At 67.5% G+C, this 23025-nt stretch carries 22 protein-coding genes and 1 tRNA gene; 13 read left to right on the plus strand and 10 right to left on the minus strand.

Annotated features, from left to right (window positions below):
- Window positions 1-56: 56 nt before the first annotated feature.
- Complete coding sequence (locus VV02_RS23525) at window positions 57-1172, minus strand: integrase core domain-containing protein (RefSeq protein WP_169787648.1); 1116 nt, start codon at window positions 1170-1172, stop codon at window positions 57-59.
- Between the two features lie 247 nt (window positions 1173-1419).
- Between VV02_RS23525 and VV02_RS23530 the strand changes: the two genes are divergently transcribed.
- Window positions 1420-2361: a type IV toxin-antitoxin system AbiEi family antitoxin domain-containing protein gene (locus VV02_RS23530; protein WP_052595610.1), complete on the plus strand. Its 942-nt coding sequence runs from the start codon at window positions 1420-1422 to the stop codon at window positions 2359-2361.
- Between the two features lie 54 nt (window positions 2362-2415).
- Here the strand turns inward: VV02_RS23530 and VV02_RS23535 are convergent, their stop codons facing one another.
- A complete protein-coding gene (locus VV02_RS23535; RefSeq protein WP_052595612.1) occupies window positions 2416-3210 on the minus strand; it encodes an MBL fold metallo-hydrolase in 795 nt (264 codons plus the stop codon).
- Between the two features lie 117 nt (window positions 3211-3327).
- Between VV02_RS23535 and VV02_RS23540 the strand changes: the two genes are divergently transcribed.
- Entirely contained in the window at window positions 3328-4146 is an 819-nt protein-coding gene (locus tag VV02_RS23540; protein ID WP_052595614.1) for a lysozyme, read from the plus strand.
- A 6-nt stretch (window positions 4147-4152) separates the two neighbouring features.
- Here VV02_RS23540 and VV02_RS23545 read toward each other — a convergent pair whose 3' ends face one another.
- From VV02_RS23545 to VV02_RS23555, 4 genes are read right to left on the minus strand one after another with little or no spacing between them, the layout of a single operon-like run.
- A complete protein-coding gene (locus VV02_RS23545; RefSeq protein ID WP_052595616.1) occupies window positions 4153-5013 on the minus strand; it encodes an NUDIX hydrolase in 861 nt (286 codons plus the stop codon).
- Window positions 5014-5020: 7 nt separating this feature from the next.
- On the minus strand, window positions 5021-5485 hold the full coding sequence (locus VV02_RS23550; RefSeq protein WP_052595618.1) for a RidA family protein: 465 nt from the start codon (window positions 5483-5485) through the stop codon (window positions 5021-5023).
- A 3-nt stretch (window positions 5486-5488) separates the two neighbouring features.
- Window positions 5489-5650 (minus strand): Sp36 family protein, encoded by a 162-nt coding sequence (gene sp36 / locus VV02_RS26550; protein ID WP_157063517.1) that lies wholly within the window; start codon window positions 5648-5650, stop codon window positions 5489-5491.
- Between the two features lie 32 nt (window positions 5651-5682).
- Complete coding sequence (locus VV02_RS23555) at window positions 5683-6969, minus strand: NAD(P)/FAD-dependent oxidoreductase (protein WP_052595621.1); 1287 nt, start codon at window positions 6967-6969, stop codon at window positions 5683-5685.
- A gap of 128 nt (window positions 6970-7097) precedes the next feature.
- On the opposite strand from VV02_RS23555, the gene bagA reads away from it, so the two are divergent.
- The gene (gene bagA / locus VV02_RS23560; protein WP_083450387.1) at window positions 7098-8108 is read left to right on the plus strand and encodes an ATPase BagA; all 1011 of its coding nucleotides are present in this window, start codon (window positions 7098-7100) and stop codon (window positions 8106-8108) included.
- Window positions 8108-9274, plus strand: a complete 1167-nt coding sequence (gene bagB, locus VV02_RS23565) for an ArsA family ATPase (protein ID WP_052595623.1) — start codon at window positions 8108-8110, stop codon at window positions 9272-9274. Before bagA ends, bagB begins: the two co-directional genes overlap by 1 nt.
- Before the next feature lie 10 nt (window positions 9275-9284).
- Here the strand turns inward: bagB and VV02_RS23570 are convergent, their stop codons facing one another.
- Window positions 9285-9593, minus strand: coding sequence for a WhiB family transcriptional regulator (locus tag VV02_RS23570; protein ID WP_052595624.1), 309 nt, complete (start codon window positions 9591-9593; stop codon window positions 9285-9287).
- A 271-nt stretch (window positions 9594-9864) separates the two neighbouring features.
- On the opposite strand from VV02_RS23570, the gene VV02_RS23575 reads away from it, so the two are divergent.
- Window positions 9865-12225, plus strand: coding sequence for a transglycosylase domain-containing protein (locus VV02_RS23575; protein WP_169787744.1), 2361 nt, complete (start codon window positions 9865-9867; stop codon window positions 12223-12225).
- 49 nt (window positions 12226-12274) lie between these two features.
- Here the strand turns inward: VV02_RS23575 and VV02_RS23580 are convergent, their stop codons facing one another.
- Window positions 12275-12730: a GatB/YqeY domain-containing protein gene (locus VV02_RS23580; RefSeq protein WP_052595628.1), complete on the minus strand. Its 456-nt coding sequence runs from the start codon at window positions 12728-12730 to the stop codon at window positions 12275-12277.
- 67 nt (window positions 12731-12797) lie between these two features.
- Here VV02_RS23580 and VV02_RS23585 point away from each other — a divergent pair, with 67 nt between their 5' ends.
- The 3 genes from VV02_RS23585 (at window position 12798) to VV02_RS23595 (ending at window position 14756) form a co-directional block, all read left to right on the plus strand.
- Window positions 12798-13748 carry a metallophosphoesterase gene (locus tag VV02_RS23585; RefSeq protein WP_052595630.1) on the plus strand — a complete coding sequence of 317 codons (951 nt, stop codon included), beginning with the start codon at window positions 12798-12800 and terminating at the stop codon, window positions 13746-13748.
- Window positions 13749-13805: 57 nt separating this feature from the next.
- Window positions 13806-13882: transfer RNA gene (locus VV02_RS23590), tRNA-Pro, on the plus strand.
- A 55-nt stretch (window positions 13883-13937) separates the two neighbouring features.
- Window positions 13938-14756, plus strand: coding sequence for an enoyl-CoA hydratase-related protein (locus VV02_RS23595; protein ID WP_169787745.1), 819 nt, complete (start codon window positions 13938-13940; stop codon window positions 14754-14756).
- Between the two features lie 17 nt (window positions 14757-14773).
- Here the strand turns inward: VV02_RS23595 and VV02_RS23600 are convergent, their stop codons facing one another.
- A complete protein-coding gene (locus VV02_RS23600; protein ID WP_052595635.1) occupies window positions 14774-15379 on the minus strand; it encodes a TetR/AcrR family transcriptional regulator in 606 nt (201 codons plus the stop codon).
- 122 nt (window positions 15380-15501) lie between these two features.
- Between VV02_RS23600 and VV02_RS23605 the strand changes: the two genes are divergently transcribed.
- Window positions 15502-16713: an alpha/beta fold hydrolase gene (locus VV02_RS23605; RefSeq protein WP_052595636.1), complete on the plus strand. Its 1212-nt coding sequence runs from the start codon at window positions 15502-15504 to the stop codon at window positions 16711-16713.
- A 52-nt stretch (window positions 16714-16765) separates the two neighbouring features.
- On the opposite strand, the gene VV02_RS23610 is transcribed toward VV02_RS23605, so the two are convergent.
- Window positions 16766-18982 carry an RICIN domain-containing protein gene (locus VV02_RS23610; protein WP_083450390.1) on the minus strand — a complete coding sequence of 739 codons (2217 nt, stop codon included), beginning with the start codon at window positions 18980-18982 and terminating at the stop codon, window positions 16766-16768.
- Between the two features lie 300 nt (window positions 18983-19282).
- Between VV02_RS23610 and VV02_RS23615 the strand changes: the two genes are divergently transcribed.
- From VV02_RS23615 to VV02_RS23630, 4 genes are all read left to right on the plus strand, one after another.
- Entirely contained in the window at window positions 19283-20425 is a 1143-nt protein-coding gene (locus VV02_RS23615; protein WP_052595639.1) for a serine hydrolase domain-containing protein, read from the plus strand.
- Window positions 20422-21543, plus strand: a complete 1122-nt coding sequence (locus VV02_RS23620) for a serine hydrolase domain-containing protein (protein ID WP_218917460.1) — start codon at window positions 20422-20424, stop codon at window positions 21541-21543. Before VV02_RS23615 ends, VV02_RS23620 begins: the two co-directional genes overlap by 4 nt.
- Before the next feature lie 153 nt (window positions 21544-21696).
- Window positions 21697-22455 carry a helix-turn-helix transcriptional regulator gene (locus tag VV02_RS23625; RefSeq protein ID WP_052595642.1) on the plus strand — a complete coding sequence of 253 codons (759 nt, stop codon included), beginning with the start codon at window positions 21697-21699 and terminating at the stop codon, window positions 22453-22455.
- Between the two features lie 44 nt (window positions 22456-22499).
- A complete protein-coding gene (locus VV02_RS23630; RefSeq protein ID WP_083450391.1) occupies window positions 22500-23003 on the plus strand; it encodes a YkvA family protein in 504 nt (167 codons plus the stop codon).
- Window positions 23004-23025 lie beyond the last annotated feature (22 nt).

Here is a 23025-nt window from a genome sequence, read left to right on the forward strand (position 1 = left end):
GCGGCGCGCGCTCGACTGCGCTGTGATGTCTCAGGACATCGGTGACAGTTTGCGGTTCAGGACTTCGGTGACGCTTTGGCGATTCGTTGGTAGCCACCTTTGGCGACAGTGAGGGTGATCTCGCGTATGAGGTTGTTGCCGATGAAGATGGCCAGGTGGCGTCCGCGGTGGATCACGAGGACCTCCTGCGAGGCGACTTTCTTGCTGACGCCGACCAGGACGCCTTCGATCCCGATGGAGCCGTTCTTGGCCACGATGCGGCGGGTTACATAGACCGGTGCAGTCGTGGCTGGCCCGGGCTGGTCTTTGGGACCTAGCTCGTAGCGCTGGGCTGGTGTCAGGCCATCGAGATGTTGGTGACGCCGCCGATGGTTGTAGTGCTCGCGGTAGCGATCCAGCAGGTCTTGCAACTGTGCGAGGTCCTGGGCAGGCGGGCGTTTGCGGAGCCATTTCAAGCAGGTCTGATGGGCTCGTTCGACCTTGCCGCAGGTTTGCGGGTGTCCGACCGAGGAGGTGAAGTGGTGCACGCCGAGGACATTGGCGTTCGTTTCCAGGGTCGATGTCCAGCCTCGACGGCGACCTGAGAACGCGGTGCCGTTGTCGGTGAGCAGCTGTGCTGGCAGCCCGTACCTCTGGACTGCGCCGGCGAATGCCGCCCACACGTCCTGGGAGTTCTCGCTGCGAGCGGCGTGGCAAGCCAGGTCCATCCGTGAGCAGTCATCCACGAGGTGCAGCACGACAACGATGGCTCCGGAGGCCAGGGTGTACTCGAATCCGTCCATCTGCCAACGGGTGTTGGGGTGGGCGGCCTCGAACCGACGCCGATGCCGGCTGGGAGCCCGCCGTGGCACCAGGACCAGCAGACCGCGACGCTTAAGGACTCGGTTGATCGTCGACCGCGATGGGACACCGTGCATCGTGACCGGCCACTCAGCGGGGTGATCCAGCAGCCAGTACACGATCGAGTTCGCTCCGGCGTCCCAGCCCTGATCCTCTAAACGCTTGCGGGCCAACACAATCAGGTCCTCGACAACGGACGAGACGGCTGTCGGACAGGCGTGCGGGCGGCGCGAATCGGGGTAGAAGCCCGACACTCCTGAAGCGGCAAACCGGGCCAAGTACTTGTAGAACGACTTACGCGACAGGCCCTGCTGGGCACAAAATGCCGCCACGTTCACACAGTCGCCTCGATGCTTCGCAGCTACCGCCGCCGCTACTTCAGGACCGATCGGCTCAGCATCACTTCTACCCATAACTCATCATCCGGTCCAGGACACCGTCACCGATGTCCTGGACCGAAAGAGTGTTACCGATGTCCTGAGCCTTGACAGCGCGCTCGACTGCGCGCCGCCCAGGACCTTTGTTTGTTGTCCACAGGCGGTTCTGCACGCCGGGCCGCTCCCTGGGCACCATCACCAGGTGCCACCACTTCCGACCGGCCGCGGGCGACGTACCGCGTGCCATGCGATCGCACTCGAGCTGGCTGCTGATCAGTGCGGCGTCATCACGCGCGCCCAGCTCGGCGCGGCCGGTATCACTCGGCACGATGTCCGCAACGCGGTGGCAGCCGGTCGTTGGCACCTCCTTGGGCGCGAGACCGTTCTGGTCGACGGTTCCGTCCCCATCAGTGGCGACGCACAGCTGTGGTGGGCCGTCCTCGAGAGCGGGTCATCCGCGGCTCTGGACGGGGTCACGGCGCTGATCGCGGCCGGTATGACCGGGTTCACGCCTGTGGGCCTGCACATCAGCGTGCCCCGAGGCGCACCTCGCCGACCTCTGGACGGGACCATCACCCATCAACCGCGCGACATCGGACCGATAATTGGAGGCGGTATCCCGCGCGTTCAACCGGAGACGGCCTCCATCCGGGCCGCCCAGTGGGCGGTCAGTGATCGCCAGGCAGCGCTCATCTTGTGCATGGCGGTGCAGCAGCGACTGGTCGCGACCAAGCGTCTGCTCAAACGGTGGGAGAACGTGCAGCGCGCTGTGCGCCGGGCTCTCATCGACCAGGTCATCCGGGACCTCGTCGACGGCGCGCACTCCCTTGGCGAGCTGGATTTTGCTGCGGCGTGCCGCGCGCGCGGTCTGCCCGAGCCGACTCGTCAAGCTGTGCGGACAGGCCCGGACGGACGGGTCTACCTCGACGTCGCGTGGGAGGACATCGGGCTTGTCGTTGAGATCGACGGCAGCCATCACGCGCTAGTCGAGCACAGTCTGGGTGATGCCTTCCGGCAGAACGAAGTGGTCCTCAACGGCGAAACTGTGCTGCGAATACCGTTGGTAGCTATGCGCGTTCGAATGGAGGAGTTCATGGACCAGGTCGAGCGCGCCCACCAGAACCTGACCCGAGGTGCTGCTTAGTGTCCTGGGCGGCGCGCGGTGGAGCGCGCGCTGCCCATGACCTAGCTGCAAGCCCTAGGACGCGTGCAAATACTCCAGCTGCGCCTGGACTGTGAGCTTGGCCGCCGGCCATACGGCCCGGTCGACATCGGCGTACACCTGCTCGACGACCGCCTGCGCCACGTCATCAGCGTCGGCCGCTCCGTCGGCGAGCGCCGCGCGTACCTGCTCCAGCCGCGCGAGCCGGTGCTCGCGGTAATACGTCAGCACCGCCTCCGCATCCGGCAGCACCGGCCCGTGACCCGGAGCGATGGCGTCGACCTCGTCGCCGGCGAGGGCGATCATGCGGTCCAACGAGGTGAGGTACGACGACACGTCGCCGTCGGGGTACGCCACCACCGAGGTCCCTCGCCCCAGGACCATGTCGCCCGTCAGCAGAACCCGGTCAGACGGCAGCACGAACGAGACCGAGTCGCGCGTGTGTCCGGGCGTCAGGATCGCCCGAATATCGAGATCCCCCACCACGATTCGCTCGTCATCCGCAAACGGTTCACCGATGCCGGCGCCGCGCACCGGCGCGCCCGTGAGCTCCGCCCACCGGTCGGCCGACTCGGCGTGATCGAAGTGGTTGTGCGTCAGCAGAGTCAGGCCGACGCGCGCGTCCCGCTCCGCGACAAGCGCCAGCACGGCCGCGAGGTGCTCCTCGTCCAACGGCCCGGGGTCGACCACGACGACCTCGTCGTGTCCCGGCTCGGACAGCACCCACGTGTTGGTCCCGTCGAGCGTCATCGGCCCCGGATTGGGACAGAGCACGCACTCGGCGCGTTCACTGACCCTGCCGCCCAACCACGCCTGCTTCTCATCAGCCACACCTGAACGCTAGCAACGTCCTTGGCTTGTCATTCCTTGACCAACGGCCGGTACCTCGCTGACAGCGCTGTCCCTACCGTGGCAAACACTGTCCCCCCGCACCAAGGGAGTACCGCGATGAAGACCCGACCCATCGTCGTAGCCATCAGTGCCGCCGCCACCATCGGCCTGGCCGCCTCCACCGCCGCGCAGGCCGCGCCACAGCCCGGCCCCAACGACAGGGCTCGCGCACACGGGATCACCAAAGCCGGTGACGCCTGGATGGGCTGGGCGACGGACGACACGGCCGCCAAGAGCACACCGCCCCAGAGCATCGCCGCCACCGTCGGCGGTATCGACGTCAGCAAGTGGCAGGGCAACGTCGACTGGGCGTCCTGGTGGGGACAGGGCATGCGGTTCGCCTACGTCAAGGCCACCGAGGGTGACTACTACGTCAACCCCTACTTCAGCCAGCAGTACAACGGCTCCTACAACGTGGGCATGGTGCGAGGCGCGTACCACTTCGCGACGCCCAACGACAGCGGCGGCGCAGCGCAGGCCGACTACTTCCTGGCGCACGGCGGGGGCTGGTCCAGGGACGGCAAGACGCTGCCGGGCGTGCTCGACATCGAGTACAACCCGTACGGCGCGACCTGCTACGGGCTGTCGCAGAGCGCCATGGTCAGCTGGATCAAGGCGTTCACCGATCGCTACAAGGCCCGCACGAGCCGGGACGTCGTGATCTACACGACCACGGACTGGTGGACAAGCTGCACCGGCAACAGCGCGGCATTCAACACCACCAACCCACTCTGGGTGGCGCGCTACAACACCTCACCAGGCACGTTGCCCGGCGGATGGGGCTTCTACACGTTCTGGCAGTACACCGACTCGCCGCTGGACAAGGACTACTTCAACGGTGACCTGTCCCGCCTGACCGCGCTCGCCAACGGCTGACGGCGTCTAGCCCTGCGCGTCGGCCAGGTGGGCGCGCAGGACGACTTCGCCTGCCTCATTGCGGACGGCCTCGGGCATGACGCGTACGACGGCCGCTCGCGTCGCGACGTACGCCGCCGCTGACGTCGCGTCAGCCACGTGCTCGACATTGACAATGGTTGGCGGGAACATCCGCGCCTTGCCTGAATCGACTTGCGCCAGAAGGACTTTCGGCGTCACCCACACCGCGATGTCCGCCTCGGTTGTCGCATCGTCGGCGACCTGGCCATCGGGCATGAGCGCGGCGAAGAAGTAGGTGTCGTAGCGCTTCGGCTCGAACTCGGGCGTGAGCCAGTGGTCTCGCAGCGTCAGCAGGTCCGAACGCAGCACCAGGCTCCGCCGGACCAGCAGCTCGGCGAAGGACTGCTCCTTGGACAGCAGCGCGGCACGCTCGGCCTGCCACTGCTCTCCGGACACATCTCCGACGACGGTCGATGCGTCAGGGCCGGCGAGCAGGACGCCGCACTCCTCGAAAACCTCTCGTACTGCTGCGATCACGAGCTCTTGGGCCACAACCTCATCGGTGCCGAGCCGCTCGGCCCACGCGGACGGCGACGGACCGGCCCAGGGCAGATCAGGTGTGGCGTCCCGAGCATCGACCCCGCCGCCGGGGAAGACCCACATGGACGGCGCGAACTCCATCGTCGGTACCCGCCGAAGCATGAATACCTCGACAGGACAGTCGGATCCGTCGCGCACGAGCATGACGGTGGAGGCGAGGCGCGGCTCAGGTGGGGCGGTCGTACGACCCTCGAGCCCGGCCAGGGCCGACTCGCTGAGTCGGCCCCCGATCGCGAAGTCGCGCGGTGCGGTCGGGGGCTGACTCATCGTTGGATCAGTCCTCGACCGCGACGACGATCTCGACCTCGACCGGGACGTTCTTGGGCAGTACGGCGACGCCGACGGCCGAGCGCGCGTGAGCGCCCTTGTCTCCGAACGCTTTTCCGAGCAGGTCACTCGCTCCGTTGATCACTCCGGGCTGCCCGTCGAACGACGGGTCGGAGGCCACGAAGCCCAGCACCTTGACGACCTGGGTCACCTTGTCGAGGTCACCGACAACCGACTTCACGGCCGCGATCGCGTTGAGCACGCAGGTCTGCGCGCAGGCAGCGGCCTCCTCGGCCGACACCTCGGCGCCGACCTTGCCCACGGCCTGCAGCTCGCCGGCCACGGTCGGGATCTGGCCGGAGGTGTAGATGAGATTGCCGTTGCGCAGCGCGGGGACGTAAGACCCAGCGGGTGCGGCAACTTCGGGCACGGAAAGACCCAGGGCGGCGAGGTTGTCCTCGACGACAGACACGATTCAGCTCTCCTTCGGACGCTTCAGATAGGCCACCAGGCCGTTGCCGTCAGGGCCGGCGACGACCTGGACCAGCTCCCAGCCATCCTCGCCCCACTGGTCGAGGATCTGCTTGGTCGCGTGGATCATGAGCGGGACGGTGGCGTACTCCCACGGCGTAGTCATACGCCAGAGACTACGGCCCGCCCCGGAACCACTCAGCGGGTCGGATCGAACGGCTCGAGCTCGGCGGGTACGACGCCGCTCACCATCTGCTCCGCGAGCAGCTGACCGGTCAGTGGGCCGAGCGTGATGCCCCACATGCCGTGCCCGCCGTTGACGTAGACCCGCGGCACGTTGGTCGCGCCGACCAGCGGCAGACCGTCGACCGTGACCGGGCGGGACCCGACCCAGACGTCTTCGCGGTCGTCCCAGTCGACACCGGACAGCAACGGCCGCCCCGACCGGACGATGGCGTCGACCCGGCTCGGGTTGAGCGGCGCCTCGGTGTCGGCGAACTCCATCGTGCCGCCGACCCGCAAACGGTTGCCGTACGGCGTACACGCCACCCGCTCGTACGGGAAGTAGACCGGGCAGGGCACCGGCCCCGCGTCTCGGTCGCTGACCGCGACCGAGAAGGAGTAGCCGCGACCGGCTCGAAGCTGGGTCCGTACGCCGCAGCGCGCCGCGAGCGTCGGCAGCCAGGCTCCCGTGGCCAGGACCACGGCATCGCCGTGCACCGGCTCGCCCGACACCATCTCGACAGTCACACCGCGCGGACCGTGGCGCAGCGCGTGCACGTTGGAGCCGACGATGACCGTGCCGCCGCGCTCGCGGACCGAGTCGGCGAGCGCCTCGACGTAGGCACCGGGATCGATGTAGCGCTGGCCGTTGATGCGGATGGCGCGCTCGACCTGGTCAGACACGATCGGCAGCTCGGCCCGCAGGGTCGCGTTGTCGATGTCCTCGGTGTCGAGCTCGAGCCCGGCCTCGTGGATCAGCTTGATCTCGTGCTCCAGCCCGGCGGCGTCCTCACCCTTGAGGAAGGCCGCCATGATCGGCGCATCGTGCGAGATCGCTTTGACACCACCGGATTCCAGCGCATCGAAGGCGCCGATGGCACGGCGGTTGACCGGGACGTACGAATGCATCGTCCGCATCCACTGACCCGGCGTACAGCGGCGCGCGAACCCGAGCATGAACCGGGCGAGGTGGCGATCGGGCCGCAGCGGAACGTACAGCGGTGAATGAGGATCGAGGACGGCCTTCGCGCCGTACTTGATGATCGACGGGTCCGACAGCGGCACCGCCAGACCGGGCGAGATCCAGCCCGCGTTGCCCCAGGAGCTGCCAGCAGCGACGCCGCTGCGCTCGACGACCGTCACATCGACGTCGTGCTCCTGCAGGAACCAGGCGGTCGACAGGCCGACCATGCCGGCTCCGACGACGACGACATGCGCACGACCCGAACCCCGAACCGGGCTCAGACGCTCGACCTGCTTCATTCCGCTTGCCTCCTGACCGTGGCGATCTCCACCGATTGTCAAGGTGTCACGCTCCTCGGTTACGCGCGAGTAGCGTCAGGTCCGGTGTGAGACGCGCATCACGCGACCGCGGTGTCTAGGCTCGGTCCGTGACCGCTCCCCGACCCGACGCGCCTCCATGGCAGGGTGCCCGGCTGCACATCGTGACCGGCAAGGGCGGCACCGGCAAGACCACCGTCGCGGCGGCCCTGGCGATGGCCCTGGCCTCCGAAGGTCAGCGCGTGCTGCTCGCCGAGGTCGAGGGCCGGCAGGGCATCAGTCAGACCTTCGACGTGCCGCAGCTCGACATCAAGGAGACCCGCGTCGCCCGGGGACTGCGCGGCGGTGAGGTCGTCGGTCTGTCGATCGATGCCAAGGCCGCGCTGCTGGAGTACCTCCAGATGTTCTACAAGCTCGGCCGCGCGGGCGGCGTGCTCGAGAAGTTCGGCGTCATCGACTTCGCCACCACCATCGCGCCGGGCGTGCGCGACGTCCTGCTGATCGGCAAGGTCTACGAGGCCGTACGCCGTCGCGAGGGTGGGCGCCGCAAGGACGGGGCCTTGCTGTACGACGCCGTCGTGCTCGATGCCCCGCCCACCGGCCGTGTGGGCAGGTTCTTGAACGTCAACCACGAGGTGGCCGGTCTGGCGAAGGTAGGCCCGATCCGGCAGCAGGCCGACTCCATCACCGCGATGCTGCGGTCGTCCCAGACCGTCGTCCACCTCGTCACGCTGCTGGAGGAGATGCCGGTGCAGGAGACGATCGACGCGGCCGCCGAGCTGGACCGGATCGGCCTTCAGGTCGGCGGAGTCGTCATCAACCAGGAGCGTGAGCCGGCCCTGTCGCCCGCCGCGATCAAGGCCCTGCGCTCCGATCTCGATGCAACACCGCTCGAGAAGGACCTCGCCGAGGCTGGGCTGCGCGTCGGTCCAGTCCTGGTCGATGGCTTGATCCAGACCGGGCTCGACCTCGCGGACCGCCTCGACCTGGAGGTGCAAGAACGCGACGAGCTCACCGGGCTCAACCGGCCGACGTACCACCTGCCGTTGCTGCATGAGGGCCTGGACGCCGGCGGCCTGCGCGAGCTGGCCGGCTCACTGATCCAGCAGGGGATGGTCTGATGACCGCCGATACCGGTGCGCTGAGTGTCGATGACCTGATCGCCAACCGGGCCACGCGCACCATCGTGTGCTGCGGGTCTGGCGGCGTCGGCAAGACCACGACGGCTGCTGCGGTCGCGGTCCGCGCGGCCGAGGCGGGTCGTGCGGTGGCCGTGCTGACGATCGACCCGGCCAAGCGGCTCGCCCAGGCGCTCGGGCTCGAGGCGATGGGCAACGAGCCCGAACCTGTGCCCACCGTCGACACCTCCGCCGGCGGCTCGCTCGACGCGATGATGCTCGACATGAAGCGGACCTTCGATGAGGTCGTGCTCAACCACGCGGCTCCGGACAAGGCCGAGCAGATCCTGGCGAACCCGTTCTACCAAGCGGTGTCGAGCTCGTTCGCGGGCACGCAGGAGTACATGGCGATGGAGCGGCTGGGCCAGCTGATGAGCGAGGAGGTCGACGGTCGACCGCGCTGGGACCTGATCGTCGTCGACACCCCACCGTCACGGTCCGCGCTGGACTTCCTCGACGCACCGAAACGGCTCGGTTCGTTCTTGGACGGTCGTTTCATCCGGCTGCTGATGGCGCCGGCCAAGGTCGGCGGCCGCGCCTACCTCAAGGTCGTGTCCGTTGGGATGGGCGCCGTGAGCGGCGCGATCACCAAGATCCTGGGCGCACAGATGCTGTCGGACGTGCAGACGTTCGTGGCCGCGCTCGACACGATGTTCGGCGGATTCCGCGAGCGCGCGGAGGACACCTTCGCGCTGCTGCAGGACCCCGGCACGTCATTCCTCGTGGTCGCAACTCCTGAACGCGACGCACTGCGTGAGGCGTCGTACTTCGTCGACCGGCTCGCCGAGGAGGGCATGCCCCTGGCTGGACTCGTGGTCAACCGGGTGCAGATGACGTATGTCGGCTCCCTGTCCGCCGCGCGCGCCGTCGCCGCCGCCGAGGGCCTGGAGGGCGCACCGAACCGCGCGGGATGGTCAGCGGAAGACTCGGCCGCGCTGCTTCGCGTCCACGCGGATCTGGCTGAGCAGTCCGTGCGGCACGCGGCCGCGATCGGCCGATTCACGGCATCGCACCCGGACATCGCCCAGGTGCAGGTGCCGGCAGGCGCTCACGACGTCAACGACGTCGATGAGCTCAGGAGGATTGGTGACAGCCTCGCCGGTCTTTAACCGGCTCCGGCTACTCGGTGGTGGCCTCGTCAGCGCGTGCAGTCTTGAACAAGGAAGCCCAGGAACGGACCTCGGGGCGGCGACGGAGCAGAGCACGACGCTCACGCTCGGTCATTCCGCCCCACACGCCGTACTCAGTGCGGTTATCCAGTGCGTCGGCCAGGCATTCGGCGACGACAGGACAACGCTGGCAGACGATTTTGGCAGTCTGCTGCGCGGCGCCCTTGGCAAAGAGCTCATCAGGCGATCCAGTGCGACATACGGCCCTCGCGGCCCAGTTGTCGTCCCAGAGAGTAACTTCAGGAGCAATCGCTGTCATGAGGGTGCGGCCTTCCAGTAATTCTTGATTTACCCGCCCCCACGGGTGTGGAAAGGCTATGGACACCACTCGTTCGGCCGCCAGACCCCGTAAGGACTATTTGCGACTAGTCATTTAGCACTAGTCCGACCAGTTGAACCCTAGCCCGGACCCTCCTGAGGGCCCGGGGACGGCGATCTCAGAGCCGGCTCAGGCGTACGTCAGCACCCGCAACGCCCGCTGTTTTGCTGGCATGCGAGCGGTACGACGAGCGCGGGTTACCCTGGTGCCCATGCCACAAGGGACCCGCGTGACCAACGTGCTGAGCCTCCTCGGAGCACTCCTCGCCACCTCGCTGGTCATGGGTCTGCTCGCTGCCGGGCTGGTGCTGCCAGCGGTCGGCGCGACGGGCCAGGCCACCAAGAGCAGCATCAAGATGTTCAACGACCTGCCTGAGGACTTCCAGCTCAACCCGCTGAATCAGCAGTCGCGGATCCTGGCCTCCGACGGCTCGGTCATTGCCACGCCGTACGACGAGAACCGCATCGTGGTGCCGCTGAAGAAGATCGCGCCGATCATGCAGCAGGCGCAGGTGGCGATCGAGGACAAGCGTTTCTACGAGCACGGTGGCGCCGACCCCCAGGGTCTGGCCCGCGCGGTCGTCTCCAACTTCGTGAGCAGCGGCACCCAGGGTGGTTCGACGCTGACACAGCAGTACGTCAAGGTCGTCCAGCAGAGCCAGGCCCTGAAGAAGAACGACAAGAAAGCGGCCGAGGAGGCCACGTCTCGCTCTGGCACCGAGGGTTATCTGCGCAAGCTGCAGCAGCTGAAGTACGCCATCTCGCTCGAGCAGAAGATGACCAAGCCGCAGATCCTCGAGGGCTACCTCAACACCGTCTACTTCGGCGACCAGCAGTACGGCGTCGAGGCGGCGGCCAAGCACTACTTCGGCGTATCGGCGTCCAAGCTGAGCATCTCGCAGGCCGCGACCCTCGCCGGCACCGTGCAGCGCCCGGGTGCCACGGACCCGATCCACAACCCCGAGGCTTCGACCGCTCGGCGCAACACCGTGCTGGACCGGATGCTCGAGCAGAAATACATCACGCCCGAGCAGCACGCCCAGGCACGCGCCAAGCCGTTGAAGGATGACCTGCACGTCACCCACTTCGACCAGAGCTGCGCGTCCTCGAAGTACGCCTACTTCTGCTACTACGTCACGGACTGGCTGCTCCAGCAGCCGGCACTCGGTAAGACCGCCAAGGAACGTACGCAGTCGCTGCAGGCCGGCGGCCTGACCGTACAGACGTCGATGGATCCGAAGAAGATGGCCATCATCGACAGAACGCTGAAGTCGAGCGTGCCGGTCGGCAATGCGCAGGACGTCCAGACGGCCGCGGTGCAGATTCAGCCCGGCACCGGCCTGGTCGTGAGCATGGGCCAGAACACCAACTACAGCAACACGCGCACGGCGGGCAAAACCGGTTACAACTACGTGGTCCAGAAGACCACCAACGCGAACGCCGGCTTCTCGGTCGGATCGGCCGGCAAGATCTTCACGCTGATCGAAGCGATGAAGCAAGGCCACAAGGTGAATTCCAACGTCGAGGTGCCGGCGTACAACGAGTCTCGCGAGGGTGACCCGGCTCGCGCCTTCACCCACTCCGACTTTCCGGGCGCGTGCGGCCTGGGCCGTGGAGAGGTTTGGCACGTCCGCAATGACGCACCCTTCGACGCCGGCCCTCGAACACTCACCAATGTCACTGGGTACTCGATCAACACTGCGTTCGCCAAGCTGGTCAGTCAGCTCGGCGCCTGCAAGGTCGGCGATGACTACGCCACGCTCGGGGTCACCAAAGCCAACGGCAAGCCGCTGCAGCACACACCGTCGACCGTGACCCTCGGCGCATACAGCACGCCTCTCATGCTCGCCAACGCGTACGCCACCGTCGCCGCCGGCGGTAAGTACTGCGCCCCGCGCCCGGTCGTGGCCATCAAGAACGGCGCTGGCAAGGCCCTGCCGCTCAAGACCACACCGTGCAGGCAGGTCATCTCCAAGGAGGTCGCGTCCGGCGTCATCAAGCTGCTGCACGCTCCGTTGGAGATGAAGGGCGGAACGGCGACCGGCCCGCCGTCGCGACTGGCCGGCGGACGCGATGCTTTCGGCAAGACGGGCACGATGAACCAGGCCATCTCTACGTGGTTCGTCGGTTCGACGCCGCAGCTCACGACCGGCGTGTGGGTCGGTCGCGCGAATGACGGCCCCAACGGGGGTAAGGCCAATGGCCTCGCGCCGATGAAGAACATCCGTCTGCCTGGCATCGCGGGCGGTGGCACCAACAGCTACGTCTTCGGTGGCACGCTCGCCGCGCCCATGTGGAAGAAGATCATGGACGCCTCGCTCGCGGGTCAGCCCGAGCCGCGGTTCGCGCAGCCGCCGGCGAGCATCATGGGCGAGGCAGCGCCCCCGCCGACCACGCCGGTCAGCGCCACCGTGCCTCCGCCGACGGGTAAGAAGGAAACGCCGAAGCCGCCGCGCAAGCCCGACCCCACCAAGACGGTCAACCCGCCGTTCCCCTGGCCCACCAAGCCCGGCGGAGGTGGCCACAAGCCGCCGCCGACCTTCACGGTCCCGCCGCCACCGGACGAGCACTAGACGAAAAGGCCCGAGAGCGTTGCGCTCTCGGGCCTTTCGCGTTGGTCGGTCAGACGCTCAGGGCACGCTTCACAGCGGCGGCGACGCGGCCACCCTCGGCCTGGCCCGCGATCTTGGGCTGCACCACCTTCATGACCTGCCCCATCTGGCCCATCCCTGACGCACCGGTCTCGGCGACCGCGTCCGTCACGATGGCCTCGATCTCCTCGTCGCTGAGCTGCTTGGGCAGGTAGGTCTCGAGGATCTCCAGCTCGGCCCGCTCGGTGTCCGCAAGCTCCGTACGCCCGGCACCGTCGTACGCCTCCGCCGACTCGCGACGCTTCTTGGCCTCCTTGGTGATGACCTGGAGGACCTCGTCGTCGGTCAGCGTCTTGGCCTCCTTGCCGGCGACCTCCGCGTTGCCGATGGCGGCGATGGTCATGCGCAGCGTGTTGGAGCGCAGCTGGTCGCGGGCGCGGATGGCGTCAGTGAGGTTGGAGCGGAGGGTGGACTTCAGGTCGGTCATGGGCGTCAGTCTGGCACCCGGCGCAGTCGCTGCTCCATCGAAAAGGCACCGGTGCAACGATGGCCGCATGTCTGTCGTACGCCGCGCTGCCGCACTGACCGTCGGCGCCGGCGTCTCGTGCCTCGCCTGGGCGACTCTGGTCGAGCGTCATTGGTACGCCGTGCGCCGCGCCACCCTGCCTGTCCTGGCTCCCGGCAGCAAGCCGCTCCGGGTCCTCCACGTGTCCGATCTGCACCTCGTGCCACGGCAGGAGCACCGCATCCGGTGGGTGCAGGGGCTGGCCGGGCTGGAGCCGGACTACGTCGTCAACACCGGCGACAACTGCTCCGACCTCGACGCGATCCCTGCCGTGCTGCGCGCGTTCGAGCCGCTGCTGGAGACGCCCGGCTGCTTCGTGCTCGGGTCCAACGACTACTACGCGCCGAAGCTCAAGAATCCGATGCGCTACTTCAACGACTCGCACCGCCGCGGCGAGGAGCTGGGCGTGCCGACGCTGCCGGTCCGAGAGCTGGTCGATGGCTTCGAGTCGGGCGGCTGGACCAACCTCAACAACCGACGTACGAACACCGAGATCCGAGGCGTACCAGTCGAACTCGCGGGTGTCGACGATCCGCACCTCGACTACGACAGGTACGCCGACGTGGCGGCGCCCGCCGACCCGCAAGCCGGACTGACCCTGGGAGTCGTGCACGCGCCGTACACCCGCGTGCTCGACGCGATGGCCGCCGACGGCGCGCAGCTGATCCTCGCCGGGCACACGCACGGCGGACAGCTCGCGGTGCCGTTCTACGGCGCGCTGGTGACCAACTGCGACCTCGATCAGCGGCGCGCGCGGGGGGTCTCGCGGTGGTGGCCGGGGGCAGTCGGACAGCCTGACGGGATGGCTCCGCCCGGTGCGACGTGGCTCAATGTGTCGGCCGGGCTGGGCCACAGCAAGTACGCCCCGGCACGGTTCGCGTGCCGCCCTGAGGCGAGTCTGCTGACGCTCGTACCGCGACAGACAGAACCGATTTCCTGACAGGCAGGGGCACCGGGTATCGTGTGTCCTCGTGCCCGCACGGTTGTGCGGGCGCACCGGGGTGTGGCGCAGCTTGGTAGCGCGCTTCGTTCGGGACGAAGAGGTCGCAGGTTCAAATCCTGTCACCCCGACCACACGACAAGGCCCGGTCTGCACCACGCAGACCGGGCCTTGTGCTGTGCTGAGGCAGTGCAGCAGATCACCTACGAGGTCACCGACCACACCGCCCTGATCACCCTGAACCGTCCCGACGCGCGCAACGCTTACACCTCCCAGATGGCTGACGAGATCGTCGTCGCCCTGGCCGCCGCGGCGGGCGACGGCGATGTCCGGGTCGTCGTGCTCACCGGAGCCGGCGCGGACTTCTGCGTCGGCGCCGATCTCAGCGGCGGTCGCCTCAAGGTCGTCGAGAAGCAGGCCGATCAACCCTGGCTGGAGCCGGCCAGCCGGGTGACGCGACCGCTGTACGAGTTCGACAAGCCCGTGATCGCAGCCGTCACTGGCGCGGCGGTCGGCGTCGGCTCGACGATGATCTTGCCGGCCGACTTCCGAATCGCCGCTCAGGACAGCAGGTTCGGCTTCGTCTTCTCACGGCGCGGGCTGTATCCCGAAGGCGGCTCGACGTGGTTCCTTCCTCGGCTGGTCGGCCTCGGGCGTGCGTCCGACTGGATGATCAGCGGACGACTCATCCCGGCGACCGAGGCGTTGAACGCAGGTCTGGTCACCGAGCTCCGGCCCGCAGAGGACGTCCTCGACCGCGCGCTGGAGCTGGCGGAGGAGATCGCGACCACCACAGCACCCGTGTCGACGGCAGTCATCCGCAAGGCGTTGGCCCGGATGAGCACGCTGGAGTCGCCGGACGCGGTCTTCGGCCTCGACTCACGACTCATCGACAGCTGCAGCGACAGTGCCGACACCCTCGAAGGCATCACGTCCTTCCTCGAGCGCCGGCCGCCGCGATTCCCGGGACGCGTGCCGGACGACCTCCCCGACTTCCTGCCGTGGTGACTGAATGAGCGCCGCTGTCAGGTGATGTCCAGGGTCTTGATCAGCGTGTTGACCCACCACTGACGTTGCTGGCGGCTGCGGTCAGCGGCGACCTCGCTCATGCCTGCACTGCGACGGAACGACGATCCGTAGGACGGCTCGGTAGCCAGCGCTTGGTGCAGCGCCGCGACCGCCAGACGAGTCTCAGCCCGCCGTGGCTGCTGACCCTCGGTCCGGTTGCGGGCCTGATGAAGCACCTCGACGACTGGGTCGAGCATCCCGCTGCCCTCATCACGCCAACCGGCCGCATGCAGCGCGATGGCGAGCTCGCCGTAGCCCTCTTCATAGACATCAGCAATGCCGTCCACGAGCTCGGCCACCGAGGCGCGCTCATCGACCCATGTGCCGGTGACTCCTTCCACGGCCTTGCGAAGGCGGCGTCCGCCGTGGCGCAGCAGGGCGATCAACAGCCCCTCGCGACTGCGGAAATGGTGCGTCACGCCGGCGTCGGTCATCCCGACGCGCTGCGCAACAGCACGGACCTGAACGGCCGGAGGGCCGCCCTCGACGAGGAGCCGTTCTGCGGCTTCAAGGATGAGGGCCTGGGCCTCCCGAGGAGTCCGGCGGACACGGGTGGTGCTCATCGCTCCAACCTACCTTGACCAGGCAAGGTAATGGCCGTACCTTGATTGCCCAAGGTACGGCCCCCTGGAAGGCGGCTGCCCATGTCAGTCATCAGCCTGCTCTCGCCAGTCCGCGATCAGCGATGACCGAGCTCGTGCTGCGTGGGCCGGATGCCACGCTCGTCGGGACCGTCACCGGCTCTGGTCCTCCAGCCGTACTCCTGCACGCCGGCGGCGAACGCCGGCGCGTGTGGGAGCCCGTCGCGCGGACGCTGGAGGGTGCTGGGTTCGCCAGCATCGCGTACGACCAACGCGGCCATGGCGACAGCGACGGCCATGGTGCCGATGAGCTTCCGTCGTACGCCTCCGACGTCGTCCGGATCGTTGAAACCGCTGACGCCGCACCAGTTCTCGTCGGCGCTTCACTCGGTGGACTCGCAGCGATCCTTGCACTGCAGGACGCCGGCCTGGAGGCACGCGTCGCGGGTTTGGTCCTCGTGGACGTCGTGCCCGACCCACCGCCGGACAGCACTCGCCGGTTCTTGCAGGACACTGCAGGCACGCTCGCTCAACGCCGCCTCGTCCCGGACATTCTGGATCGCAGTGCGACGCTGCGTGCAATCACTGGAGGGCTGCGCCTCCCGGTCCTTCTCGTACGCGGCGGCGGCACCTCGCCGCTCACGGACGCCGATGTCGAGCGGTTCGTGGAGCTCGTGCCACACGCGCGGCTGGCCACGGTCGAGCGGAGCGGCCACCTCATCGCGCGCGACGCTCCCGTCGAGCTCGCCGGCCACCTGATCGAGCATCTCCAGGACGCGCAGGTTCGCCGTCGACGGATCCAGAGGTTTCTGGATGACGCCCACGCCGCAGACACCGCGCACCCTGGCGGCACTCTGCTCGCCCATCTTCATCGCACCGGCGACACACTCGAACGCTGGTCTGCCCCGGCCTGGGTCGTTGATGCGGCCCGCGTCCACGCCGCGTACGGCACCGATGGCTTTCCGCATCCCATGCCGGGCGCCGACCCGCAGCTCCTCACCGCGGTCGTCGGTGCGCGCAGTGAGCAGCTCGTCGCGCGCTACGGCTCGTGCAGCCGCCGGGAGAGCTATCCAACCTTCCTCACTGACGCGCCCGTGCTCGTGGACCGACGAACTGGCCGGAAGACGCCGTTGGACGCCATCGACCTACGCGCGTTCGTCGAGCTGACGGCGGCCAACGAGATCGACGTCTTCACGCATTCACCAGAGCTCGCCGCCGCGCACGGCGCCGATGTCGCAGCGCTGTTTCGCCGGTGGCTGCCGCTCTTCGGCGACTCGGCTCGCACGGCGGTCGAGAAATGGGCGCGCGCAACATGACTCGGCCCGCGCGTGCGGGCCGAGCCATGTGCTGTCGTACGACTCGCTCAGGTCAGCCGATGGTCCACTGCTGCTGAGCCGAACCGTTCGCCGGCTGCTGCGTCACCAGTGCTCCGTTGGCCGTCGAAGCGGTCGTCATCAGCAAACCGCTCTTGACCGAGGCGACCGCGTAGGAGCCGTTCGACTGACGAGTCGCCTTCCACCGCTGGTTGGTGCCACCTGTGCAGGTCCACTGGATGACCTTCGCTCCGGCCGCCGTCGAGCCACCGTTGACGTCGGCGCACAGCCCCGACTCGATGTTGGACACGGTGTACGAGCCGTCGGACTGCTGCGTGAACTTCCACTTCTGGTTGTCCCCGCTGTTGGCAGTCCAGGTGATGAGCTGGGTGCCTGCGGTGGTGCTGTGGTTGGGGTTGTCCAGCGCCTTGCCGCCCGTGACGAGAGTGCGGGTGCCGGCGAGCGAGTCGGAGGCGCCGACCGGTGTCAGTGCGATCGTCTGCTCCGCCGCCGTGCGCGAATCACCAACGCCACCAGCCGTACTCGTCCACGAACGTCCCGGAGTCGTCTCCGCGAGGCGGCCGGACGTACCCGAGAGACCCAGGACGAGTCCGCTGTAGCGGTTCACGAGCCGGTACGTGCCCGTCCCGGATCCGTTGGTCGAGGACGTACCCGGGATGACGAACCATTGCTGGCCGACCGACGGTCCGTTGCCTGCGAGCGCCGTGACCGTGGGCTTCGCACCCCAGGCCCGTGCTTTGACCGCCGACGAGTCGACGCCGAGGAGCTTGCCGGTCGCCGTGTTGGCGATGCGGTACGACCCGTCGCCGTTCGAGGTGAACTTCCACGAGTTCTGGCCGGACTCAGTGCTGGCCAGTGACGTGGTCGCCGAGCTTCCGGACACCTGGGCTAGGGCCCGGCCTCCGCCGTTCGCGATCTTGTACGTCTTCGCCTGGTCGACCGGCGCCGCCGGTGCGGAGGAGCCGATGGTGAGGTTGACGTACTCGCTCGACGAGTCGCCGGAGCAGCCGAACGAGCAGTACGACCGGAAGTTCTTGCCGACGATCGTCGAGCTCGTCTTGTTGGCGGAGTCGAGGAACCAGCGGTACCACGACGCGTTCGTGTGGCTGCCGGTGTCTCCGATCAGCTTCCACTTCTGCGTGGCGAGGTTGTCCGTGGCATAGATCTGCTGCGGTGCGTTGCCGCTCTGGTCAACAGCCTGGGGCTCGCCGATGTAGAGACCGAGGTAGGCGTTGTAGGTGATGTCCATGACGAACAGCGGCGACGTCGGCGGGGTCTTGCCCGCCGCGACCTGCTCGGTCACCGTGCCAGTGCTCGCCGGGCTGTACTCCTTGTCGGCGGGCGTGTAGCCGGTGTCGCCGGCTGAGGCGACCGGCGTCATGTTGCTCTCCTTGCCGCCGGTGCCGGGCTCGACCCAGGCGCCGTCGTACCACTTCTTCCACGAACCAGGCGCCATCTTGCCGGAGATGGGGGCTCGGGCCACGTGGGAGTAGAACGCCTTCCAGCTGCCGCCCTTGTCGACGATGCGCGAGCCGTAGAACGCGTAGAAGTAGCCCGATGCGGTGTCCACGTAGAGCCGCTGGTCACCGTCGCCGTAGTCGTAGGTCTTCTGCGGGAACGCTGCATTGTCACCGCGTTTCGTGCTGTACGGCGAGGTGATCACGTGGTCCTTGATCGTCCAGGTCTTGCCCTGGTCGGCGGAGACGGCGTAGTCGATCGCGTCGTAGTGCAGGCCGTCGCCGAACGGCTGCGGCGTGAACTCGTTGTGCACCAGGCCGTACCCGTTGCCGGTGTCCGGGTCGACCCAGACGCTTGACAGGTCGCAGAAGTTCTTCTGCGAATAGCCTGATCCTGCAGGCGGATTCGTCGCTTCCTTGCCCGTCGGGCTGTTGTTGCAACGCCAGGTCGTCTCGTTGTTCTTGTCGTCACTGTTGGCAGGGTTGACGGCATCGCTGATGGCGCTCGAGCGCTTTGCGGTGTCGAAGTTGGTGCCGGTGTAGAACGTCCACCGTCGCTGGTCGTTCGCGCCGTAGAGCGCGTGCGCCTGCTGGTAGTAGTACGTGCCGTCCTTGTCGATGTAGCTGTTAGCGGGGGTGTCGTCGGGGTCGGTCCACGAACCCTTCGAGTCGACCGTCACGGTGTAGGTGGCGTCGTCCGCGGCGTGAGCCGGCGCTGATGCTGCCGCACTGCCTGCGGCGGTCGCGAGAGTCGCAGCAACTGCCGCGACCAGTAGCCGTCCATGAGCTGACACGGGTACTCCTCCTGCTCTCGGGCCACGCTCGGATGCGACGGTCCACGGGGTCGGTGCGCTGAGATCCGGGGCGGGTCGCAACCAGCCGAGACCGCCCGTTGCAGCGAGATGTTATCGATAACACCGAGGAATGTGGCCCGAATCACAGATGAGCCTTGAGCCGTCTCAGCGAGCGACCCCCTTCGAGATGGCGCACTTGCGCCACCTGGGATTGCAACCGCCGCGCAGCAGGTCGGACTGCGTACGTTCCCCTGCAGCGCCCGTCAATCTTTGACTCACTTTCATCCACCAGGAGAATCCATGACTGTCCGTCGCGAGATCGTTCGCCTCCGGGGCCGCAACCGTCACCTCGCCGCAGGTGCTGCTGCCGTGGTTGCACTGGCCGTGGTCGCCACCGCACCCGCGAGCGCCACGACAGCCGAGGATCACCCTGCCACCCAGGCCAAGCTCGACGCGTACGCCAAGGCGGGCGGCCCCGGGACGACGGTCGCCGCAGGCAACGCCAGTGGCAGCTGGGTCCTGACGAAGGGCACCGGCGTCACCGGTGCGAACAAGCCGATCCAGCCGAACGAGCACTTCCGGGCCGGCAGCCAGACCAAAACCTTCACGGTGGCTGTCGTCATGCAGCTCGTCGACGAAGGCAAGATCAACTTGGACAGCTCGATCGAGTCGTACCTGCCTGGTCTGGTCCAGGGCAACGGCTACGACGGCAACAAGATCACGGTCCGCCAGCTGCTCCAGCACACCAGCGGCATTCCGACCTACCCCGCGAACACGAAGCCCGGCCCGGACGGCACCTACACGAACGAGCAGCTCGTGCGGGCCGCCCTGGCTCAGACACCGTGGTTCGCACCGGGCACCGACTGGAAGTACTCCAACACCGGCCTCGTCCTTGCTTCCATGGTGATTGAGAAGATCACCGGGCAGACGGTCGGTGACGCAATCACGTCGCGCCTCATCCAGCCGCTCGGCCTGACCGGGACTCGCTTCCCGAAGCCGGGTGACAAGACGGTCGGTGCACCTGCCGTCCACGGCTACAACTGGCTCTACGTCTACTGGAAGGATGTCTCGAATTCCTCTGAGCCTTCAGGATATTCGGGTGCCGGTGCGTTGATATCAACCCTTGATGACCTCATGAAGTTCGACCAGGCGCTCGCCGACGGCAAGGTCGTCTCGGCCGCGAGTCTCGCCCAGATGCGCACGACGTACGACGCCAAGCCCACCTTCTACGACGGCTATGGCCTGGGACTGATGCGGCTGAAGCTCAGCTGTGGTGGGGAGGCATGGGGGCACGCGGGTGACGTGACCGGATACACCACTCTCACCATGGCCACCGATGACGGCCGCCATGCATCGATCGTCACCAACCGCTACGTCAGCACGGCTCCAGCGACCAGCCGTCAGCACGTCATCGACGCTGCACTCTGCGAGGCAGGGCAGTGACCGCCACAAAGGCGATCGCCGCACGCCGAGCCCTTGTGGGTGCGGCGGCGGCGCTCCTCGCCGTGAGCGTCAGTGCTGCGACCACCACGGCCGAGGCCGCCGACGACCATCCCGTCACCCGGGCCAAGCTTGATGAGTACGCCAAGTCAGGTGGCCCTGGTACGACGGTGGCCGCTGGCAGTGCGACCGATAGCTGGTTCTTGTCCAAGGGCACTGGCGTCACCGGCGCCGACAAGCCGATTCAGCCGAATGAGCACTTCCGGGCGGCGAGCCAGACCAAGACGTTCGTCGCAGCTGTCGTGATGCAGCTGGTCGACGAGGGCAAGGTCAACCTGGACGACCCCATCGAGACGTACCTGCCCGGCCTGGTGCAGGCCAAGAACTATGACGGCAACAAGATCACCGTCCGCCAGCTGCTTCAGCACACCAGCGGCATCCCGAGTCCGGCCCTGACGACCCTGCCGAACCTGGACGGCACGTACAGCCCCACCACGTTGGTCCGGAACGCCCTCTCGCAGAAGCCGCTCTTCGCGCCTGGCACGGGTTGGGGCTACTCCAATACCGGCTTCATCCTCGCGTCGATGGTCATCGAGAAGGTGACCGGCCAGACCGCTGGCGAGGCGATCACGAACCGCCTGATTCGGCCGCTCGGCCTCACCGGCACCCGATTCCCGAGCCCCGGCGACAAGAGCATCGGCGCACCGGCCGTGCACGGCTACCACCGGGTCCTCATCTGGGTCGATGACTCGAATCTCATTGAGCCGTCGTTCTATTCAGGCGCCGGCGCCCTCATCTCGACACTCGATGACCTGATGACGTTCGATCAGGCGCTGGCCGATGGCAAGGTCGTCTCCGCCGCGCGGCTCGCCGACATGCGCAAGATCTACGCCGGCAAGAGCATCTACAACGGCTACGGGCTCGGCCTGATCCACCTGAAGCTGTCCTGTGGTGGGGATGCGTGGGGCCACGCCGGCGACCTCTTCGGCTACAGCTCGTTGACGATGGCTACCGACGACGGCCGACATGCGTCGGTCATCACCAACACCTACCTCAACTCCCTTCCCGCGACCAATCGTGAGGACGTCGTCGACGCCGCCCTCTGCGAAACCGCGAAGTGACGACGGCACGCACCGCATCGGTCACCTGACCGATCTCTGTGCCAACACCCCTGAACTCCCTGGTGGCGCGGCCTTACCCCCGCTCCGCGCCACCAGGGGCTCCACTCACCTAGTCTGGCGAGCGTTCGTCGTACCGACCGTCCCAGGGGACGCATGACGCTCAAGAAGTCAGCCCAGCCGCCGGCGACCGGTGCCGACGAGGTGTGCCGCCAGGCCACCGAGCTCGTCTCTGCGACCCCTGACGAGCGTCGAGCCGTCAACGTGACGGTGCTCCGCGGCCGCGCGGACGTCCTGCACTGCATCGATATGGTGCAGAGCCGCGCCACCCGAGAGGTGCGCAGCATGGAGGGCCCGCCGTACCTCACCATGGCCGACCCCACCGACCTGTCGCCGGTGGAGCGTCAGGCCCGACGACAGCGCGAACGCACGGTGGCCGGGGTCCAGTACCGCGTGATCTACGACCGAGTCGCCTTCAGCCAGAAGGTCGCCGCCGAGCATGCGAAGAGGTCCATCAAGCACGGCGAGATGGCGCGCACGCTGGCCGGCACACCCCTGCATGTCCTGATCAGCGACGATGACGCGGCCGTCCTGCAGATCCGGACTCCGGAGCCGGACGATGTCCTCGCTCTCCTGCTCGGGCCGTGCGGGCTGATGGACACCGTCCGAGCCTGCTTCGAGACACTCTGGGAACTGGCCATCCCGCTGCCCACCGGCCTGATGACCGATCTCGACCCGCTGGACCGGGACATCTTGGAGCTGATGTCCTCCGGCGTCACCGACGACCTGATCGCACGGCGGCTGGAGATCTCGCGGCGAACGGTGGTGCGCCGCGCCGGAGCGCTGCAGCGCCGACTGAACGCGCACACCCGCTTCCAGGCCGGAGTGCAGGCCGCCCGGCGTGGCTGGCTCTGACCGGTCTCGTCGGCACCAGCGGTAGGACACCGTACGGTCATCTCGTGCACTGGCTCCTGACCGCAGCGATCTGGACGGGCGCGTCGTTGTTCGTGCTCTGGCTCGCGCTCGTCGTAGCCCTCCTCTTGCTGCGTCCACGTGACGGAAAGCTGCGCGAGGCACTGCGGCTCCTGCCCGACCTGCTGCGCCTGCTGAAGCGTCTGGCGACGGATTCGACGATGCCCCGCAGCAGCCGGGTACGACTGGCCCTGCTGCTCGCCTATCTCGCCCTGCCGATCGATCTGGTGCCCGACTTCGTCCCGGTGCTCGGCTATGCCGACGACGCGATCCTGGTGGCGGCCGTGCTGCGCTCGATCGCCCAGGCGAGCGGCATCGAGACGCTGCGTCGCCGCTGGCCCGGTACGCCCGACGGTTTCGTCGCGTTGTGCCGTCTGGTCGGGATCCCGGTCTCGGTCGGCACGTCCGCCGCGGGTCGCGCCTGGAACTTTGTTTCCGGAAGTAGTCAGTCTTTGGCAAAATTTGTCGGTCGGTCGCTCAGCCGCCGCTAACGTCGCGCGAGGGGCCGCCTCT

Origin of the sequence: Luteipulveratus mongoliensis (assembly GCF_001190945.1) — a bacterium.
GTDB lineage: Bacteria > Actinomycetota > Actinomycetes > Actinomycetales > Dermatophilaceae > Luteipulveratus > Luteipulveratus mongoliensis.

Excerpts from the sequence above, each read along its gene's own strand:
- VV02_RS23540 (WP_052595614.1), top strand. The coding sequence starts at position 3,328 with ATGAAGACCCGACCCATCGTCGTAGCCATCAGTGCCGCCGCCACCATC.
- VV02_RS23545 (WP_052595616.1), bottom strand. The coding sequence starts at position 5,013 with ATGAGTCAGCCCCCGACCGCACCGCGCGACTTCGCGATCGGGGGCCGA.
- sp36 (WP_157063517.1), bottom strand. The coding sequence starts at position 5,650 with ATGACTACGCCGTGGGAGTACGCCACCGTCCCGCTCATGATCCACGCG.
- VV02_RS23555 (WP_052595621.1), bottom strand. The coding sequence starts at position 6,969 with ATGAAGCAGGTCGAGCGTCTGAGCCCGGTTCGGGGTTCGGGTCGTGCG.
- bagB (WP_052595623.1), top strand. The coding sequence starts at position 8,108 with ATGACCGCCGATACCGGTGCGCTGAGTGTCGATGACCTGATCGCCAAC.
- VV02_RS23570 (WP_052595624.1), bottom strand. The coding sequence starts at position 9,593 with ATGACAGCGATTGCTCCTGAAGTTACTCTCTGGGACGACAACTGGGCC.
- VV02_RS23575 (WP_169787744.1), top strand. The coding sequence starts at position 9,865 with ATGCCACAAGGGACCCGCGTGACCAACGTGCTGAGCCTCCTCGGAGCA.
- VV02_RS23580 (WP_052595628.1), bottom strand. The coding sequence starts at position 12,730 with ATGACCGACCTGAAGTCCACCCTCCGCTCCAACCTCACTGACGCCATC.
- VV02_RS23585 (WP_052595630.1), top strand. The coding sequence starts at position 12,798 with ATGTCTGTCGTACGCCGCGCTGCCGCACTGACCGTCGGCGCCGGCGTC.
- VV02_RS23600 (WP_052595635.1), bottom strand. The coding sequence starts at position 15,379 with ATGAGCACCACCCGTGTCCGCCGGACTCCTCGGGAGGCCCAGGCCCTC.
- VV02_RS23605 (WP_052595636.1), top strand. The coding sequence starts at position 15,502 with ATGACCGAGCTCGTGCTGCGTGGGCCGGATGCCACGCTCGTCGGGACC.
- VV02_RS23615 (WP_052595639.1), top strand. The coding sequence starts at position 19,283 with ATGACTGTCCGTCGCGAGATCGTTCGCCTCCGGGGCCGCAACCGTCAC.
- VV02_RS23625 (WP_052595642.1), top strand. The coding sequence starts at position 21,697 with ATGACGCTCAAGAAGTCAGCCCAGCCGCCGGCGACCGGTGCCGACGAG.